Source organism: Janthinobacterium sp. BJB304 (genome assembly GCF_002735765.1).
In the GTDB taxonomy this organism is placed as follows: domain Bacteria; phylum Pseudomonadota; class Gammaproteobacteria; order Burkholderiales; family Burkholderiaceae_D; genus Janthinobacterium.
Genome location: NZ_PDZN01000008.1, coordinates 37,500 through 54,705, shown reverse-complemented (window position 1 = coordinate 54,705; position 17,206 = coordinate 37,500). Strand labels below are relative to the sequence as shown.

Sequence of the window (17,206 nt, the reverse complement as noted above, 5' to 3'; positions counted from 1 at the left end):
TATCCGTCAAGGTGCGTTGTTGGCGATGGCGCTGCTGCCGTTCCAGCCGCCGCCGGCGGCGCGGTACAGCGCCACCCAGGCGGCGCTGCGTTCGCGCTCGAGGTTGACCACCGTGTTTTCGGCGGCCAGGCGCGTGCGGCGGGCGTCTTCCAGTTCGATCAGGCTGGCCAGGCCGTTCCTGTAGCGGTCTTCGGTGGCGACGAACGACACGCGGTAGCCTTCCAGCGCGGTTTTGGCATGCTCGCTGCGCGCGTCCGTGCTGGCCAGGTTGACCAGCGCCTCTTCCACTTCGCGCACGGCCTGGCGCACGCCGGCGCGGTATTTCACCACGGCTTCGTCGTAGCGCGCCGTGGCCGCGTCGACCTGGGCGCGGCGGGTGCCGCCGTCGAAGATGGGCAGGCTGACGGCCAGCGGGCCGATGCTCCAGGTGCTGGCCGTGATGCTGGTGCCGCCGGCGCGGATATTGCCCTTGCCGATGGAGCCTGCCAGGCTCAGGCGGGGATAGCGCTGCGCCTGCGCGCCGCGTACTTCGAAGCTGGCGGCCGCCACTTCGCGTTCGGCGCTGTAGATGTCGGGACGCTGGCCCAGGGTTTGCGCCGGCAGTTCCGCAATCGCCACGGGCGAGGGCAGGATGGCAGGGCTGGCCGCCAGCTTCTGGCGCAGCGACGCTTCCGGCATGGCCGACAGGGCCACCAGCGCCTTGACATTCACGTCGCAGGCGGCGCGCTGTTCGATGGCGCGGCTGGCGCCTTCGGCGGCGCTGGCGCGGGCCAGGGCGGCGTTGGCGGGCGGCTGGAAACCGGCGCCGGCGCTCAGCTCCGTCAGGCGTGCCGAGTCGCGGCGCGAGGCCGCATCCTGTTCGGACACGGCCTGCAATTGCTGACAGGTGCGCAAGGCGTAGTACTGGTTCGCCACTTCGGCGGCCACCGAGACGCGGGCTTCATGCCAGAGCGCGCGGGCGCTGCCGTAGCGCTCCTGCGCCGCGTCGCGCGTGGCGCGGTTGGCCCCAAACACGTCGATTTCCCACGACGCCTGCAAGGCCGCCTGCGAGGTGGTGCCGCTGGGCTGCGCCGATTGCTGGCTGGTGCGCACCACGCTGCCTGTCGCGTCGAGCTTGGGCGCCAGCGCGGCGCCGCTGGCGATGCTGTCCGCGCGCGCCTGCACGATGCGCGTGCCGGCGGCGGCGATGGTGGGGCTGACCTGCTGCGCGTCGGTGATCAATTCCACCAGCAGGCTGTCGCCCTGACCCTGCCACCAGCTGGCAAGGTCCGTCAGCTTGCCGTTGTGCGGCAGCGGCGCCTGCCACTGCGCGGGTGCGCTGGCGGCCACCGCAGCGGGCGGCCCCTGCAGGGCGCAACCGCCCAGCGCCAGCACGATGCTGGCGGCCAGGGCGCGTTGAACGGTGCATCGAATAATCGTCATGCTGGTCCTTCTGCTTGTCGTTGAGTGGTAGAGGGGGGAGTGGCCAGGCGCCGGCGCTCCACGTCGGCCATGGCCAGCGCGTAGTCGGTCAAGCGCGCTAGCCAGGTGTCGATCGCGTGCGGCGATTCCAGCAGTTGCGGGCGCAGCGTTTGCAGCACGTCGGCGCCCACCATGTGCTGCAGGGCCAGCGAGGCGATGGAGAACGCCAGCCGGTGCATGTCGTCGCTGTTGGCTGGCGCGCCCAAGTGGCGCGCCAGCACGCGCGTGAGGGCCTCGTGTTCGGCACGGATGTTCTGGTCGACCTCGCGCGCCCACAGGCCCGTCGGTTCGAGCATCTCGCGGCACCACAGGCGCATGCAATCGCGCGCGATTTCTCCCTGCTGCATGGGGGCGAGCAATTGCGCATAAAAGCCTTCCAGACTTTGGCGCAGGGTGAAATGCGGTTGCTCGTACAGGGCGATATTGTCTTGTGGATTAGATAGTTGATGGGAGAAGGCGGCGCGGTACAGGCCCGCCTTGTCGCCAAAATAATAGCGGATGGCCGCCGCGTTGGTGCCGGCCGCCTGCGCCAGTTCGCGCGTGGAGGTCTTGGCGTAGCCCTGCCCGGCAAACAGGCGGATGGCGCTATGCAGCAGGCGCTCGCGCGACTGCTCGCCATCGGAGCGGGGCTTGCGCCCGTCGTCGGCGCTTGGTGTTGGGGAAATGTTTTTTTCAATCATGTCGGAGATTTAATCATATATCTCAAACGATTGATATAACTAAATCGCTTGATTTAGTTAAGGAAAGATGAAGATGCGGTAAAACGCGGGCAAAAAAAAGCCCGCGAACTGGTGCGGGCTGAATCCAATGTTCAGGGAACGAATTGGAGGAGACAGTTCCACAATAGCGCTGAAAATGGTGCGGTGCAATACCGTAGAACTACGGTATAGGCCCGTTTTAAATGGCAAAAAAACCATATTTTATGTTGCGGTGCACCGGGATCAGGGTTTGCTGCGCAGGGCCAAGGTAAACGTGCTGCCGGAACCGTAGTCGCTGTTGAAGAACAGGGCGCCGCCGATGGCGTTGGCCAGATTCTGGCACAGGTACAGGCCCAGTCCCGCGCCTTCCACGTGGCGCGTGGAAGTGGAATCGAGTTGCGAGAAGGCCTGGAACAGCTTGGCCTGGTCTTCTTCCTTGATGCCGGCGCCGCTGTCGGCGATGCTCATTTCCGTCACCTGCACGCCGTCTTCCTCGCGCTGGGCCAGGCTGATGCGCACCGTGCCCTGTTCCGTGAACTTGATGGCGTTGTTGAGCAGGTTGATGAGGATTTGCGTCAGCGCGCGGCGGTCCGTCTCGATGATGGCGGGCGGCCGGCCCGCTTCGCCCAGTGCCATTTCCAGCGCCAGGCCCTTTTGCTGGGCCAGCGGGCGCAGGGTGTCGGCCACTTCGGCCATCAGGTCCTGGCAGTGCACGGGTTCGATCGACAGGGTCAGTTTGCCCGCCTCGATCTTGGCCACGTCGAGGATGTCGTTGATCAGCGAAAGCAGGTGGCGCGCGCTGGCGCGGATGGTGTTGAGCTGCTTGTCCTGGTCCGACGTCAGGGGGCCGGGCAGTTTCATCAGCAGCGCGCCGGTGAATCCAATGATGGCGTTCAGCGGCGTGCGCAGTTCATGCGACATGTTGGCGATGAAGGCGGACTTCATGCGGCTCGCCTCGGCCAGTTCCAGGTTTTTCAGGGCGATTTCGCGGTTGATGGTTTCCAGTTCGGCCGCATGGTGCGCCAGGCGCATGTTCAGCTCGATCACCTGGCGTTCGCGCGCCTGCAGTTCGCCGTTGACCTGCACCGCCTGTTCATATGTGGAAATGAGCAAATCGAGGATTTGCTGGCGCTCCGCATTGATGAAGTGCTTCTGGTCGCCCAGGTACAGGGCGATGCCGATTTCCACGTTCTGGTTCTTGCGCAGCTTCTGATTCATCAGCATGTGGCTGATGCGGTTGAGCAGGTAGTCTTCCGCGTAAGGCTTGCGGATGAAATTGTCGGCGCCGCACTCGATGCCGCGGATGATGTCCTTCGGGTCGTTGAGCGAGGTGACGAGGATCACGGGAATGTCGCGCAGGGTCGGGTCGGACTTGATGGCGCGGCACAGGTCGTAGCCATTCATTTCAGGCATGACGATATCGGACAGCACCAGATGCGGCTTGCGCTCGCGGATGGCGGCCAGGGCCAGCTGGCCATTCGCCGCCACGCGCGCGTTATAGTGCAGCGACTGGATCAGGCGGCGCAAGCGCTCCGCCTGGGTCGGGCTGTCCTCGACGATCAGGATCTCGATTTCGTCAGGCTTGATTTGGTTGTTGGAGTCCACAGACCTCTCCTAGGATTTCAGTGTGGTGATGCTGGGCGCGGTGAGCGCGCAATATCGACATCGTATGACTATATCGGATTTAGGTCTGTAAAAGTAACTTCCAAGTAACTATTTTGCCCACAGGGAATGCTGTGGCCGCCTGTCAGTTTTCGCCCTGGAACTGGCCGGCGCGATAGGTCAGTACAAGGGTGTCGCGGTGGCCGTGTTCGCCGATGGGCTGGATCGGCGTCGATTCGTGGATCACGGCAGCGTCGTCGAGCAGCAGCAGCGACCATGGCTCGGTCAGGGTAAAGCGCTTGCCGTTGGGGCCCTCCGCTTCGAAGATGCGCGTCTCGCCGCCCTTGACCTGTTCGCGCCCGATCAGCAGCACGGCGACGAAATCGACGCCGTCGCGGTGCGCGCCTTCCGGCGTGGGGCGGCCGATGCCATCGGTCGTATCGATGCGGAACTGGTGCGCCTCGATGAACCACGGCTGGCGGCCCTTGACCTGCGAGCAGGCGTCGCCCAGTGCGCGAATCAGCTGTTGCCAGGCCGCTTGCGCGACGATGGCCGGGTCGACCGGTTCGAACAGGCGGTGCATGCCGCCGTGCAGGGCGTTGTATTCCACCGGCTGCCAGTGCGGACGGTGCGCCGTCTGCGTCAGGCGCTCGCCATCCTGCACGAAGCACGAATGGCGCCGGCGCCGATAGCGGCCGCCATCCTTCAGGTAATTGTCCAGCGCCAGGGTATTCCAGCTTGGTTCCAGCGCGCGCAGGGCGTCCAGCGGGCAGCCGGCCAGCGCGGCCACGTCCTGCGGGCGCAGGACGGCATAGCCGTCATCGCGCAAGGCTTCCTTGACGTGGGACGGGTCGGTAAAGATCGGTGCGGAAGTGCTCATGGCGGTGCCGGCCGCAATGCGGCCTGTCTCAGTTTATCCAGCCTGGCATTCTACGACTTCGCGGCGTTTCCTGTGCAGTGCGACAGGAATTATTCTTGTTTACTTAAAAATTCTTTACCAGGGTCAGACGCAGCGAGCGCGATTCCACCGGATGGAAGTGGATGTCGTCGGCGGGCTGCGCTTCGCCGGGCAGGCGCGAGGCATAGTAGTAATCGATGGCCGCGTCGCGCCGGTTGGCCAGGTTGTAGCCCTCCAGTTCCATGCGCAGGGTCTTGTCGACCTGGTAGGCGATGCGCCCGTTCAAGCCGACGCTGGCGGCGGAGCGTACGCTGTTGTCTTCCACCAGGGGGCGCGGGCCGAAGTAGCGCAGGCGCAAGGAGCCCGACCACGGCCCCGGCGGCGTCACCGTCATGGCCAGCTGGGCCACGCCTTCGATGGCGCCGGGGATGAAGTCGCCCGCCGGGTCGCTGCCGCGCGAGCGCGCCCGCGCATACGCGAGGTCCAGGTCCAGCGACAGCCAGCCGGCCGCCTTGTAGTAGCTGGAAAACTCGATGCCGTAGCGGCGGCTGGGGCGGCCCGCCTGCGTGGCGCCCGCGTCGCCGATGAACAGCAGCTCGGAATCGAAGTCCAGGCGGTACAGCGACAGCGAGGTTTGCAGGCCGGCGATGGCGGCGCTGCGCAAGCCCAGTTCCAGGCCGCGCGAGCGCACCAGGGGCGTGACCTTGCCAGCCGCCTCGCCCGTCTTCGGATCGACCGTGATGGTCGTGCCGCGCGCGTCGTTGCTGTGAAAACCGTTGCCGATGTTGACATATGCTTCCGTCTCGCGCCACGGTCCCGCGATCACGCTCAAGCTGGGGCTGAACAAATGCTCGCTGGCCTTGCCCGAATTGGCGGCGCGGTCGCTGCGCACGTCGAAGCGGTAAGCATCCGCACGCAGGCCGGCCACGGTGCGCAGCGATCGCGACCAGCGCGTGCTGTTTTCGGCATACACGCCGATGCTCGTTTCGACGAGATGGTCTTGCCGCGTGGTCGACAGGACCTGGCGCTGGCGCGTGTTGTACAAGCCATTGTGGATATTGTCGTTCTGCAGTTGCAGGCCGATGGTGGTGTCGCTGCTGCCCCTGTCCGTGTGCCGGTGCCAGGTGTGGCTGGCGTCGAGGCCGGCCGTCACGCGGTGGTCGGGCTGGGCGAACTGGTCGCCGTTGAGCGGGTCGTCCATCGCATACGTAAAATTCGAGAACAGGGCCAGGCGGTTGGCGATCACGTACGCGCTGACCCTGGACGACACGTCGTCCGTCGTCTGGCGCCAGGCGCCCGACAGGCTGTAGCGCTGCGCCTTGCCGCCGTCGCTGGCATCGACGGCGTCGAAGCGGCCCAAGCTGCCGTCCTGCACGGCGCGCAGCGGAATCTGGTCGGTGGCGTTCCAGCTGGCGTCATACGCCATGGCCGTGACGTTGAAGCCGTTGTTGGCATAGCCTTCGCTGTAGCGCAGCACGCCATTGCGCTTGCGGTAGCGGTCCGGCTGCGTGAACGGGCCATCGTTGTGCTGCGCTTCGAGCGCGTACAGCAGGCTGCCGTCGCCCGCATCGATGGAGTCGGCCAGCAGGGCGCGGCGAAAGCCGTTTTGCCCGATGCCCGCGCTGGCGATGCCTTGCGTCAGGCGGTTCGCGTAGACGACGGACGCCGCGCCCGCCGAGGAAAAATCGCCTTGCGCCGCCGCATACGGCCCCTTCTTGTAATCGAGGCGCATGGCCAGTTCGGGGATCAAAAAGTTCAGGTCCGTCCAGCCTTGTCCGTGGCCATGGCTGCGCTGGTTGACGGGCATCTCGTCGACCGTGGTGCGCAAGTCCGTGCCGTGATCGAGGTTGAAGCCGCGCAGGTAGAACTGGTTGGCCTTGCCCTCGCCGCTATGCTGGCTGACGATCAGCCCCGGCACGGCTTCGAGCAATTCGCCGGGCCGGTAGCTGGTGCGCGCATCGAGCTGCTGTTGCGTGACGCTGCCCGCGTTGGCCGAATCGGCCACGCCCAGCTGGTTCAGGCGCGAACCGTCGACCAGCACGCGCTGGAAGAGGTCGTCGGCGTGGGCGGCGGTGGCGGAAAACAGGGCCGCGAGGAGGAGGGGAAGGGAGCGTGGCGTCATGGGTATGCCGGGAATTAGCGGATCGGCCATTCCGTGTTCTTGCGGTCGAAAATCAGCGTCTGGATGCTGCCGCTGTCCTGCACGTTGAGGGTATTGCGCTGGCTGGGCAGGAAGTCGGTCAGCAACTGGTTATGAATGCGCGTGGCGGGGGCCAGGCGCGTGCGTTCGATCTCCTGGAAGATCACCACGTTGTCGGCGTTGACCTTCATGCCGACCCAGTTCAGGCGCAATCGCCTGCCATCCGGCCCCACGAGGTAAAACTGTTTCTCGACATAGCGGCGCAGCGCCGCTTCGCTGTCTTCCTGGCTCAGGTCGAACCGGCGCTGGTATAGATTCGTCAGCAGCGCCTCGACGTCGTGGCCCGTGTAGGTGTGGACCACTTCCGTGCTGCCGCTGGCCGCGTTATAGCTGATGTCGGCGATGCCCATGTGGAAGTTATGGGCGCCTGCCGCCATGCTCGCGCAGGCCAGCGTGACGGCCGTCAGTACACGCCAGCGCTTCATGCCTCGTCGCCCTTGGCCGAGCCATTGCTCTTGCCTTTCAACGGCGGATGAAAGTCGCGCATCAGCTTCTCCTTGGGTGATTTTTTCGCTCCTGAACAGTTCCACACGCGAAGGCGTGACCTTGCGCGCCGGAGGCGGTGCGGTAGGTCTTCGGGGGGAGCAGAAAGGTATGCGCATGGTCACCCTGACGTTGTTGTAAGGAAATAGTGGCAACTATTCTATACGCAGGGTGGGGCCGTCCTTGTTTTGATTTGCAATAAAGAAAGGCGGATGATGGACCGGCTTTTGCCGGGCGCCGTCAGGTGGATGCTTTATCTGATTTTGCTCGGGAAAGCAGCGCTTTTACTCACTTTTCATCAGGCTGTCGCGCAACTGGTTCAGTTGTTGTTTCATGTCCACAATCTGTTCCACGCTGCAGTGGCTGGCCGTCAGGATGGCTTCAGGCAGCAGGGCCGCTTCGTGGCGCAGCTGGTCGCCCTGCTGCGTGAGGGAAATGATGACCTGGCGCTCGTCGCTGGCGGCGCGCGTGCGCGTCAGCAGGCCCGATTGCTCCATGCGCTTGAGCAAGGGCGTCAGGGTGGCCGAGTCGAGGAACAGGCGCTCGCCCACTTCCGACACCGTCAGGCCGTCGCGCTCCCACAACACCATCATCACCAGGTACTGCGAATAGGTCAGGCCGAGCTTGCGCAGGAGCTTGCGGTACAGCTTGTTCATTGCAAGCGAGGTCGAATACAGCGCAAAGCACAGCTGGCCGTCCAGGCGCGGCACCTGGTGCAAGGGGTTGGGGGCGGTGGTGGTATCCATGGGCACAGTATATATAGTGCGCTACTTAGTTGCAAGCGACCCCAATGCCGCCAAAGCCTGCGCGTCGAGCCTGAGCGCGCCGGCGGCGACATTCTCGCGCAGATGCGCCATGGACGAGGTGCCGGGAATGACCAGCATATTCGGCGCGCGCTGCAGCAGCCAGGCCAGCGCCACCTGCATCGGCGTGGCTTGCAGGGCGGCCGCCACCTGGTTCAAGGTATCGGACTGCAGCGGCGAAAAGCCGCCCAGGGGGAAGAAGGGCACATAGGCGATGCCTTGCGCGGCCAGGGTGTCGATCAGCGCATCGTCCGCGCGGTGCGCCAGGTTGTAGTGGTTCTGCACGCAGACGATGGGGCTGATGCGCTGGGCCTCGGCCACCTGGCCGGCATCGACATTGGACAGGCCGATATGGCGCACCAGGCCTTCCCGCTGCAGCTGCACCAAGGCGGCCAGCGGCTCGGCAAGCGACGAGCCGTCCGGGCCGGCCATGCCCGGCGCGCGCAGGTTGACCACATCGAGCACGTCCAAGCCCAGGTTGCGCAGGTTGTCGTGCACGGCGTCGCGCAGTTGCTGTGGCGATGCGGCCGGCAGCCAGGACTGGTCGGCGCCGCGCACGAAGCCGATTTTGGTGACGATGGTCAAGCCGTCGCGGTATGGATGCAGCGCTTCGCGGATGATCTGGTTGGTCACGTGGGGGCCGTAAAAGTCCGACGTGTCGATATGGTTGATGCCCAGTTCGACGGCTTCGCGCAGCACGGCAACGGCGGCGGCGCGGTCCTTCGGCGGGCCCCAGACGTGCGGGCCGGCCAGTTGCATGGCGCCGTAGCCGAGGCGGTTGAATGCGAGGTCGCAATGGGCGGGCGTGAATCGGTCGCTGGCGGGGTCATACGTGTGCATGGGAGCTCCTGTGTGGTGGTAAGGGACGGGAGCAGCCATCGTAAGGGCGATTGCGCTGTATGATAATCGGGTCAATCCTGCACAGGCTGTACTTATTTAAGCACAATCTTACCCCGTGAAAGCGCTCCTCATGCATGCAGACAACCCTTCCATGGCCGACCTGTCCGCCTTTGCCCTGGTGGCCGAGCACCGGGGTTTTCGCCAGGCCGCGCGCGCCAGCGGGCAGTCGGCGTCGGCGCTGAGCGAGGCGCTGCGGCGGCTGGAGCAGCAACTGGGCATCCGCCTGCTGGAACGCACCACGCGCAGCGTGACGCCGACGGCAGCCGGCGCGCTGTTGCTGACGCGTTTGCGTCCGGCGCTCGAGGAAGTGAGCAGCGCGCTCGATGTGCTGAACGACTTGCGCGACAGTCCGCGCGGCACCTTGCGCCTGAACGTGCCGGTCAACGCGGCGCGCTTCTTTTTGCAGCCCATGGTCGACCAGTTCCTGCGCGCCTATCCGCAGATCAGGGTCGAGCTGGTGGTCGATAATAATTTTGTCGATGTAGTCGCCAGTGGCTGCGACGCCGGCATCCGCTATGGCGAGCGGCTGGAGCAGGACATGATCGCCATCCCGATCGGCCCGCGCACGCAGCGCTTCGCGGTGGCGGGCGCACCGTCCTACCTGGCGCAGCGGGGCGTGCCCGTGCATCCGCGCGAGCTGCTGCAGCACGCCTGCCTGCTTGGGAAATTCCTCAGTGGCGCGATTCCCCCATGGGAGTTCGAACGCGATGGGCAAAAAGTGAGCGTGGAGCCGGACGGCCCCGTGATCGTCACGCCGACGGCGGCCGACTTCGCGGTCAGCATGGCCATCGCCGGCCATGGTCTGGTCTATCTGTTTGAAGAGTGGTTGCAGCCGTATATCGATGCGGGCCAGCTGCGGCCCGTGCTGAAAGACTGGGCGATGCCCTTTCCCGGCCCGTTTTTATACTATGCGGGCCGGCGCCACCTGCCGGCTCCGCTGCGCGCCTTCATCGATTTCGTGCAGGCCAATTTTGCGCAGCTTCCGCCGCTTGCTCAATCCGCAGGATAGCGCTGGCGTAAAAGCTGCAACATGGCGACGTTCTGCTCCCACGCGTCGCTCACGGGCTGCTGCGTCCAGGGCAGCGTTTGCGTGTACGGCGCGGGGCCGAATTCCGGCGTGAACGTCATGCGCTCGGCACCGGCCGCGCGGCGCAGCGCGACGATGGCATCCCACCAGGCCAGGTGGGCGTCGAGCGCCGGCTTGGCTTCCGGCGCGCGGAAGTCGGCCACCTGCGGGCCCTGCGCATGGCCCACGCGCGCATGCACGTGGCGCACCAGCGGCAGTACTTGCGCCAGCGTGTGCGGCTGGTCTTCCAGCAGCGATTCGCAGGCGCAGCACCAGTGCGACAGGTCGGCCGTCAAGGGCAGTTCGGGATACTGCTGCAGATACGGCAGCAGCAGCATCGGGTGGCCGGAAAAGCGGCTGCGGTGGAGCTCGTGCACGATGGGCACGCCGTGCTTTGCCGAGATGGCGGCGGCCAGGTCGATCAATGCCGCGTTCTGCGCCTGGGTATAGTAATCCTTGCCCGTGTGCGTGTTGACCAGCACGGGGCGCGCCAGGCAGGCGTTTTCCAGCAGTTCCGCCAGGGCGGCGCGGTGCAGCGCGAAGTCGACGTGGAACACGGTTTCCCACTGCGCGGCGATCAGGTCCAGGCCCGCATCGGCGATGCGCCCCGTCCATTCCTCGCGCAGGGCGGCGTCCAGCGGCAGCGACATCTCGATGCCGTCGAAGCCGGCCGCCGCGACCCTGTCGATGAAGACGTCGGGCGGCAGGTCGTTATTGCCCCAGTGGGCGGCGAAAACCTCGATGCGCATCAGATGAAGCCCCGCACGGGGAACGCCGCGTCGCGCTGTATCCAGTTGTGCGCGGCGTACTCGGTCTGGCCATCGGTCGCGTGCAAGGTGTAGGCGTGGCGCGAGACGGGCGAGCGGTTCGGCGCGCTGTAGTGGGGCAGCAAGCCGTGGAAGCACACGAGGGCGCCGGCCTTCACTTCCAACGGCACGGCCGTGCTGTCGTCGGGCCACGGCATGGCATCGAGCTTTTCCACTCTTACCTGGTCGCCGTTGCGGATGAAGCGCTCGCGCAGGGGGCCGCGGTGGCCGCCCGGTTCGGCCCACAGGCAGCCGTTGTCCAGGGTCGCGTCTTCCAGCGCGAACCAGAACGTGGTCACGCTGACCGGCGTGGTCTCGAAATACGTGGCGTCCTGGTGCCAGCGTACTTCGCCGCCGATGCCGGGCTGTTTGAATATGTACATCGATTGCCACACCTGTGCATCCGCCAGGCCCAGGTCGCGCGCCACTTCGGCCAGTTTCGGGTCGGCCGAAAAAGCGCGGAAGACGGGGTCCAGGTCGTGCATGGCGTGGCCGATCTTGTTGATCGACAGCGATTTCGCCTGCTTCAGCTGGCCGTCCGCGCCAAACGCCTCTTCCTCGAAGAAGCAGCGGATGGTGTTGTCGGAGGCGAGGAAATAATCGTTGGTGTTCTTCGCCTGGTCGCGCGTGGTGAAGATCGACTGGCTGACGCTGGGATCGAATTCGTTGACAATCTGTTCGGCGCGCGCGCGCAGCGCGGCGATTTCGTCCGCGCCCTTGAAATCGGGCAGGATGATGTAGCCGTCGCGTTGGTATTGTTCCTGTTGTTCGATCGTCAGCATGGCGGCGGCTCCGGAGATTGGTAGAAGGCGCCATTGTAGGATGGGGACAGTGCGCAAACAATCGCCCGGCGGTTGACAGATTGTCGCTAAAACGCAGACAATCTTTGACATGGATCAACTAAAAGCGATGGAAATCTTTGTCGAAGTGGCGCGCCAGCGCAGCTTTACGGCGGCCGGGCAGCGCCTGGGGCTGACGCGTGCCATGGTCAGCAAGACCATCATGCAGCTGGAAGAGCGCCTGAACGCGCGCCTGCTGCACCGCTCCACGCGCGAAGTGAGCCTGACGGACGCGGGCCGCGCCTACCTGGCGCCGTGCATGGCCACCGTCAGCCAGGCGCAGGAAGCGGCGCGCATGGTGGCGCACGTGGCGCAGGCGGGAGCGGGGGCGGAGCTGGCCGGGCCGCTGCGCATCCAGGCGCCATCGAGCTTCGGCAGCGCGTGGCTGGCCGATGCCGTTGCCCGTTTCAGTTTGCTGCACCCGCAGGTGCGGGCCGAACTGTTTGTCGACGATGCGCTGCTCGACCCGATACGGCACGGCTTTGACTTGACCATCCGCGTGGGCGGCATCCCGGACAGCAGCGCGCTGGCCATGCGCCCGCTGGCGCCGTGCCGCGCCGTGCTGTGCGCCAGTCCCGCCTATCTGGCGCAATGGGGCGTGCCGCAGACGCCGCAGGATTTATTGAAGCACCAGTGCCTGCATTTCAGCCATTTGACCGATGGCACGAACTGGCATTTCCAGCGTGGAGAAGGGGAACAGCGCGAGGAGGTGAGCGTGCGCGTGCAGGCGGGTTTCACGGCGAATAATGGGCTGGTGCTGCACCAGGCGGCGCAGCGGGGACTCGGCATCGTCTACAGCACCACGTTTCTCGCCTGGCGCAATCTGCTCGATGGCAGCCTGCTGCCCGTGCTGTCCGGCTGGGACCTGCCCCTGAATCACTTGAGCGCCCTGTATCCGGCCAGCCGCCAGCCATCGCCCAAGGTGCGCGCGCTGATCGATTTCCTGGTGGCCGAATACCAGCCCGTGCCGCCGTGGGACCGCGAGCTGGCAGCGGCAGGATTTTTCAGCTGACGGTCAATTGAACGCGACCGGTTCCACCGTCCAGGCGCCATCGGCATACACGCGCTCGTCGTCCAGGTAGACGGCTTCGGTGACGGCGAAGATGTCGACGTGGTAGCGCGCATCCTTGCGTTTGAATTGCGGTTTTGTATACACGCCGTGCTTGGCGCCCAGCGACAGATGGATGCCGCACATGCGTTCATACGTGCCGATGTCGTTGACCAGCTGCTCGCGCGAAAAGGCGCGGTTCATGCCGAAGCCCAGTTCGCGCACCCACACTTCGCCTTCATGCGCGCGGATGATCTCGAGCATGGCGGTAAATTCCGGCGTGGCGTGCTCCGTGCCCGTGACTCTGCCCTTGTCGATGATCAGGGTGATCGGCGTATCGGGGCGGTTGACCATGAAGTGCGTGTCGCCGAAGACGAAGATGCGCACGCGCCCGTTCACCGCTTCCAGGTCCTGCGCTTCCGTAAATACTTCGCCCAGGGGGAACTGGCCGCCGATATTGTTCATGCCGCTGTAGTCGCCGATATTGAGCTTGGCTGGTTCGAACGGGGAAGCAAAGACCAGCTGCTCGCCGCCGCTGTCGACCATGCCGTGGCGGGCGCCGTCGATGCGCGCTTTCAGTGCATGTCCGACGCCGCGGTAATAGGCCGGGTCGTAAGCCAGCGAGGCGATGTAGTGCAGCCCCTGCACGCCGGGCATGCGCGACAGATGCACGTGCTCGATGACTTTCAGGCCCCGCTTGAACAGTTCGATGCGGATGCGGAACGCTTCCAGGCGGAAGCTGGTCGACTGGATCAGCACGACGAGGCTGCCGGCCGGCAGTTCGGCAAACGCGGCCAGTACGGCGTCGGGCGTGACCTCGTCGAAATCGATGAAGGTGGCGTCCGGCAAGGCCTGGCGGTACGCTTCCGTCAGCACCACGTTGAGCCAGCTGCGCTTGTCGCAGACGATCAGGGACGGTTCGTCCGGGCGGTGGCGGATGGCCATGGCCAGCAGGTCGGCCACGTTTTGCGCGGCCACTTCGGTGGCGGCGGCGCTGATGGCGTCGAGCCGGCTGGTGTCATTCTCGGGAAGCGTCATGGTGCGAAGGTGGGGGCGTGAAGTAATCGCAGCATTATAAGGCGATTGCCCCGGCCGTCACCATTCCCCATCCGGCGGAGGACAGGCGGCTGCCGCGCCCCTGATTGTCTTGTGTAGTGCTTTCCGGCAATGTATTATTTGAAAAATGGTATGAAACGGTATGACAGGGCATGGCAGCGAGCCTGGCAGCGAGCCTGGCAGCGGCCCGGCGCAGCGGCAAAAGCGCGCATGCGCACGGTGGCATGCTTTCAGTGAAGCAGGGACAACAAGCCAACAGGCGAAGACTAAGAGTGTGATGTGATGAGCATAATCGGACAAGATATTCCCATGGAGCGGCCGGATGCGGATGGCCGTGCTGCCGTGTTCGTTCCCGTCACAGGCGTCAAGGAAGATGTCCTGTTGACCATACGCAAAGGTGCGGCCATCGTCGGCTTTGCCAACCACGACCGCACCATTACCGTGTATTTTGAAAGCAACCGCTTTGACGATCCCGCGCTGGCCAAGTGGGAGCACAAGGCGCGCAAGGCCTACGACCGCCTGGTCGACAATGCGCCCACCGTGTCGAAACTGACCACCAGCCCCGCCAATTTCGAGCAGATCGGCTACATCAATGGCAAGGGCATCACCATCCGCCGCATGGAAAGCCTGCAGCGCTGGCTCGCGTATTCGGATGCGATGGATACGTGTCCGGCGATGGATATCATTCCGCGCACGGTTATTGCCAAGGCCGACGCGGTCAAGGTGTAAGAGCGGCTGATAAAACGCCCAAGGCGTTGTTGCCTGCCTCTCGCCGTACTGACGTACTGTCTTCGAGGCGGCGCCTAGCCCTGAGCATTTTCTCAGCCGCTCTTGGCGCGCTTACGAATGGCTGTACGAAAGGCCACAGTTTGTAGCCTTTCCCTCGGTCCTGGCGTACTGTCTTCGGGGCGGCGCTTGGCCCTGCGCGTTTTTTCCGGCCGTTTTCGATTTTCCCCCTCACACCACGACGATATTCGCCTGCGCCTTGAGCGGGCAGGGCAGGGTATCGTCGAAGGTAATTTCAATGGCGCTGGCGACGAACATGCCGCCGATGTGCTGGGCGGCGATTTCGGGCGGCGTGCCGGGCTTGGTCAGGTTGACGTCCTGGGCGAAGACGAAGACTCTCCAGGTGCCGTAGACTTTTTGATCATATTGCAGCAGGGTGCGGTAAGCGCGCTTCAAGTCCAGGCTGCCTGCATAGACGCCGTCGTTGGCACCCGGGTCGAAGCCCAGGCCGTCGTCGGTCAGCGATTCGACGAAATACAGGCCCTGCGGCGCCTGGAACAGCACGAACGCATACAGCTCCGTGCCGCGGAAGACATTGCCGTTGTCGCGCTTGAAACTGGCGCGCAGCCACAACGGTTCGTAGGCTTGCACGACGGCGGGCGTATCCGTTTCCACCGGCCCCGCCACGTGGATGTTGACTTGCGTTTCGGTCACCGCATGCTGGTAGGTGGCGCCCGTGGTGAAACGATCGTACTCCCAGCTGATGTCGGCCGTATAGGGCAGGCCCGCATTCGGCGCTTCCGGCAACACCCATTTCGCCACCACGCGCTCGGCCAGGGTCAGTTCGCCTGCGGCCGGTGGTGTTGCTTCCTGACCACGCCAGAACGGGTCGGCGATATCGGAGCAGGCGACGGCGATGGCGCCCGAAGCGATGGCCGAGGCCACGCCCGCCACCGTGAATTCGGGCTGGCCCGAGCCGGCCCCTTCCAGCGAGCAGCAATCGACGCTGGGATCGGTTTCCTCGAAGCTGCCGCCCACGCTGAAGCTGGCCGTGCCGGAGCCGAGCGCGGCGGCAATGATGGCCACCAGCGCGGCGATGATGGCGATGATGATGGCGAGAACCTTCCACCACGGGTCGGAAAACGGCAGCTCGCCATGCGTGCCCGCATAGGCGGGGTTCGGCGTCCAGACGAGGGTCATGCCGGTCGGCACGATGGGGCCCAGGCCGGGCGGGCAGCGGCACTCCTTCCCATCCGTGCCCGTGCTGCCCCAGCGCTTGCCCGGCAGATGGCCCTGCGGCTTGGACAGTTCCAGCGTGCCTTCCTCGACCGTACACGTGTAGGTGTTGGTCGTGCTGTCAAAGCGCGTCTGCGACACGAAGATTTGCTGGATCGAGCGGTGCGGCGTGTAGCCGTCCGCCTTGGCGACAAAGCTGACGAGTCTCTTGCCGGGCGCCGCATGCTGGAAATCGGCATCCCACATGACCAGCATGGCCGCGCCGGCGGGAATGCTGGCAAAGAAGAAGGTGCGAGCCACGGGCACGATGCCGGGGTCGCCCACGCTTTCCAGGTACACCGTGACATTCGTCAGGGCGCTGCCGGACATATTGGTGACGTGGGCGGCAATGCGCAAGCCATAGATGGCATTGTCGAAGATGCCATCGGGCAGCATGATATTGGTGACGGGCTCGATCGCGAACGGCCGCGTCAGCACCTGCAGGGGTGTGTCGCTCATGATGCTTGCTCCTCGGGGCTTTGCTGTTCTTGCGCTTGCTCTTTCTCCAGATCGGTGAGGACATACGTGACGCCGCCCAGCAGCTTGCCATCCTGGGTTTCCAGCACGCGCAGCAGCGCATACTGGCGTGGCGGCAAAGCTTCGGCGCGCACGCTCAGATACACGGCCTGCGCCTGGCCGCGCGGCACTTCCAGCACCAGTGTTTGCTCGCCGGGCGCGTCGCCATTGCAATGGGGCGTACGCGCCAGGCCTGCGACCAGGTGTGCGTCCCTGGCCGGCTGCCATCGCTCAAGCCCGAGGGTGGCCAGCAGGCGCTCCGGCAGCTCGCCGCCATACTCGATCTGCAGTTCCACTTTTTTCGTTTCGCGGGGCAGGGCCGCCACCGCGATGGCCAGCAATTGCGCGCGCCTGGCCGCCAGCACCACGTTGACGTTGCGCTGGGCGATCTGGTCGTGCTGCTTGGGCTGGAAGGGAAAACCGTTGGGCAGCGGGTCGGGCAGCGGGTTGACGTCGCCAGGCCCGTGGGCCACGGCCAGCAGGCATTCGTGGCCGCCATTGACGATGACGGGCACCCACGGCACCAGGCACAGCACTTCCTGCGTGGCGCCGGGCGGCAGGTCGGCAAACGCGGAGCCGATCTGCGTGGCGGCGCCGACGGCGATCTGGCCGGAAGGATCGGCCCAGTAAAAGTCCACGCGCACGCCGTTCGAGGCGCTGTTGCCCGTGTTGTGCACGCGGCCCCACAGGTAATTGCTGGTGCCGGCAATGGGTGCGCCGGGCGGGCCATTCGGATCATTGCCGGGCACGACCCAGATATCGGCGCTGTCCCACCAGGGCTGGCCGTCTTCGATGATCAGGTGGGCTGACATGGCGTTCTCCTTGTCCT

General features: G+C 65.1%; 16 protein-coding genes. 3 read left to right on the top strand and 13 right to left on the bottom strand.

The window, feature by feature from the left end; genetic code table 11:
* Window positions 1-6: 6 nt before the first annotated feature.
* From CSQ95_RS11315 to CSQ95_RS11280, 8 genes are all read right to left on the bottom strand, one after another.
* Window positions 7-1,422, bottom strand: a complete 1,416-nt coding sequence (locus CSQ95_RS11315) for an efflux transporter outer membrane subunit (protein WP_257218024.1) — start codon at window positions 1,420-1,422, stop codon at window positions 7-9.
* Window positions 1,419-2,141: a CerR family C-terminal domain-containing protein gene (locus CSQ95_RS11310; protein WP_099409593.1), complete on the bottom strand. Its 723-nt coding sequence runs from the start codon at window positions 2,139-2,141 to the stop codon at window positions 1,419-1,421. The genes CSQ95_RS11315 and CSQ95_RS11310 overlap by 4 nt, the downstream gene beginning before the upstream one ends.
* Window positions 2,142-2,402: 261 nt before the next feature.
* Window positions 2,403-3,764 (bottom strand): hybrid sensor histidine kinase/response regulator, encoded by a 1,362-nt coding sequence (locus CSQ95_RS11305; RefSeq protein ID WP_099409592.1) that lies wholly within the window; start codon window positions 3,762-3,764, stop codon window positions 2,403-2,405.
* A gap of 142 nt (window positions 3,765-3,906) precedes the next feature.
* Entirely contained in the window at window positions 3,907-4,641 is a 735-nt protein-coding gene (locus tag CSQ95_RS11300; protein WP_099409591.1) for a 2OG-Fe dioxygenase family protein, read from the bottom strand.
* A 103-nt stretch (window positions 4,642-4,744) separates the two neighbouring features.
* Window positions 4,745-6,781 (bottom strand): TonB-dependent receptor, encoded by a 2,037-nt coding sequence (locus CSQ95_RS11295; protein WP_099409590.1) that lies wholly within the window; start codon window positions 6,779-6,781, stop codon window positions 4,745-4,747.
* Window positions 6,782-6,795: 14 nt separating this feature from the next.
* A complete protein-coding gene (locus tag CSQ95_RS11290) occupies window positions 6,796-7,284 on the bottom strand; it encodes a DUF6702 family protein (protein ID WP_099409589.1) in 489 nt (162 codons plus the stop codon).
* Between the two features lie 342 nt (window positions 7,285-7,626).
* Window positions 7,627-8,088 (bottom strand): MarR family winged helix-turn-helix transcriptional regulator, encoded by a 462-nt coding sequence (locus tag CSQ95_RS11285; RefSeq protein WP_099409588.1) that lies wholly within the window; start codon window positions 8,086-8,088, stop codon window positions 7,627-7,629.
* Between the two features lie 21 nt (window positions 8,089-8,109).
* Window positions 8,110-8,985 (bottom strand): aldo/keto reductase family oxidoreductase, encoded by an 876-nt coding sequence (locus CSQ95_RS11280; protein WP_099409587.1) that lies wholly within the window; start codon window positions 8,983-8,985, stop codon window positions 8,110-8,112.
* Between the two features lie 130 nt (window positions 8,986-9,115).
* Here CSQ95_RS11280 and CSQ95_RS11275 point away from each other — a divergent pair, with 130 nt between their 5' ends.
* A complete protein-coding gene (locus tag CSQ95_RS11275) occupies window positions 9,116-10,054 on the top strand; it encodes a LysR family transcriptional regulator (protein ID WP_180279032.1) in 939 nt (312 codons plus the stop codon).
* Here the strand turns inward: CSQ95_RS11275 and CSQ95_RS11270 are convergent.
* Both CSQ95_RS11270 and CSQ95_RS11265 read right to left on the bottom strand, forming a co-directional pair.
* A complete protein-coding gene (locus CSQ95_RS11270) occupies window positions 10,039-10,860 on the bottom strand; it encodes a sugar phosphate isomerase/epimerase (protein ID WP_099409585.1) in 822 nt (273 codons plus the stop codon). The genes CSQ95_RS11275 and CSQ95_RS11270 overlap by 16 nt on opposite strands.
* Window positions 10,860-11,699, bottom strand: a complete 840-nt coding sequence (locus tag CSQ95_RS11265) for a phytanoyl-CoA dioxygenase family protein (RefSeq protein ID WP_099409584.1) — start codon at window positions 11,697-11,699, stop codon at window positions 10,860-10,862. The genes CSQ95_RS11270 and CSQ95_RS11265 overlap by 1 nt, the downstream gene beginning before the upstream one ends.
* Window positions 11,700-11,808: 109 nt before the next feature.
* Here CSQ95_RS11265 and CSQ95_RS11260 point away from each other — a divergent pair, with 109 nt between their 5' ends.
* Window positions 11,809-12,768, top strand: a complete 960-nt coding sequence (locus tag CSQ95_RS11260; RefSeq protein ID WP_257218023.1) for a LysR family transcriptional regulator — start codon at window positions 11,809-11,811, stop codon at window positions 12,766-12,768.
* A 3-nt stretch (window positions 12,769-12,771) separates the two neighbouring features.
* Here CSQ95_RS11260 and CSQ95_RS11255 read toward each other — a convergent pair whose 3' ends face one another.
* On the bottom strand, window positions 12,772-13,842 hold the full coding sequence (locus CSQ95_RS11255; RefSeq protein WP_070224417.1) for a hypothetical protein: 1,071 nt from the start codon (window positions 13,840-13,842) through the stop codon (window positions 12,772-12,774).
* 327 nt (window positions 13,843-14,169) lie between these two features.
* On the opposite strand from CSQ95_RS11255, the gene CSQ95_RS11250 reads away from it, so the two are divergent.
* On the top strand, window positions 14,170-14,589 hold the full coding sequence (locus CSQ95_RS11250) for a hypothetical protein (RefSeq protein ID WP_083287041.1): 420 nt from the start codon (window positions 14,170-14,172) through the stop codon (window positions 14,587-14,589).
* Window positions 14,590-14,817: 228 nt separating this feature from the next.
* Here CSQ95_RS11250 and CSQ95_RS11245 read toward each other — a convergent pair whose 3' ends face one another.
* Both CSQ95_RS11245 and CSQ95_RS11240 read right to left on the bottom strand, forming a co-directional pair.
* Window positions 14,818-16,320, bottom strand: coding sequence for a hypothetical protein (locus CSQ95_RS11245; RefSeq protein ID WP_099409582.1), 1,503 nt, complete (start codon window positions 16,318-16,320; stop codon window positions 14,818-14,820).
* Window positions 16,317-17,189, bottom strand: coding sequence for a hypothetical protein (locus CSQ95_RS11240; RefSeq protein ID WP_099409581.1), 873 nt, complete (start codon window positions 17,187-17,189; stop codon window positions 16,317-16,319). Before CSQ95_RS11240 ends, CSQ95_RS11245 begins: the two co-directional genes overlap by 4 nt.
* Window positions 17,190-17,206: the final 17 nt, after the last annotated feature.

Coding starts and splice junctions, on each gene's coding strand:
- CSQ95_RS11315 (WP_257218024.1), bottom strand. CDS start 1,422: ATGACGATTATTCGATGCACCGTTCAACGCGCCCTGGCCGCCAGCATC.
- CSQ95_RS11310 (WP_099409593.1), bottom strand. CDS start 2,141: ATGATTGAAAAAAACATTTCCCCAACACCAAGCGCCGACGACGGGCGC.
- CSQ95_RS11300 (WP_099409591.1), bottom strand. CDS start 4,641: ATGAGCACTTCCGCACCGATCTTTACCGACCCGTCCCACGTCAAGGAA.
- CSQ95_RS11295 (WP_099409590.1), bottom strand. CDS start 6,781: ATGACGCCACGCTCCCTTCCCCTCCTCCTCGCGGCCCTGTTTTCCGCC.
- CSQ95_RS11290 (WP_099409589.1), bottom strand. CDS start 7,284: ATGAAGCGCTGGCGTGTACTGACGGCCGTCACGCTGGCCTGCGCGAGC.
- CSQ95_RS11285 (WP_099409588.1), bottom strand. CDS start 8,088: ATGGATACCACCACCGCCCCCAACCCCTTGCACCAGGTGCCGCGCCTG.
- CSQ95_RS11280 (WP_099409587.1), bottom strand. CDS start 8,985: ATGCACACGTATGACCCCGCCAGCGACCGATTCACGCCCGCCCATTGC.
- CSQ95_RS11275 (WP_180279032.1), top strand. CDS start 9,116: ATGCATGCAGACAACCCTTCCATGGCCGACCTGTCCGCCTTTGCCCTG.
- CSQ95_RS11270 (WP_099409585.1), bottom strand. CDS start 10,860: ATGCGCATCGAGGTTTTCGCCGCCCACTGGGGCAATAACGACCTGCCG.
- CSQ95_RS11265 (WP_099409584.1), bottom strand. CDS start 11,699: ATGCTGACGATCGAACAACAGGAACAATACCAACGCGACGGCTACATC.
- CSQ95_RS11260 (WP_257218023.1), top strand. CDS start 11,809: ATGGATCAACTAAAAGCGATGGAAATCTTTGTCGAAGTGGCGCGCCAG.
- CSQ95_RS11255 (WP_070224417.1), bottom strand. CDS start 13,842: ATGACGCTTCCCGAGAATGACACCAGCCGGCTCGACGCCATCAGCGCC.
- CSQ95_RS11250 (WP_083287041.1), top strand. CDS start 14,170: ATGGAGCGGCCGGATGCGGATGGCCGTGCTGCCGTGTTCGTTCCCGTC.
- CSQ95_RS11245 (WP_099409582.1), bottom strand. CDS start 16,320: ATGAGCGACACACCCCTGCAGGTGCTGACGCGGCCGTTCGCGATCGAG.
- CSQ95_RS11240 (WP_099409581.1), bottom strand. CDS start 17,189: ATGTCAGCCCACCTGATCATCGAAGACGGCCAGCCCTGGTGGGACAGC.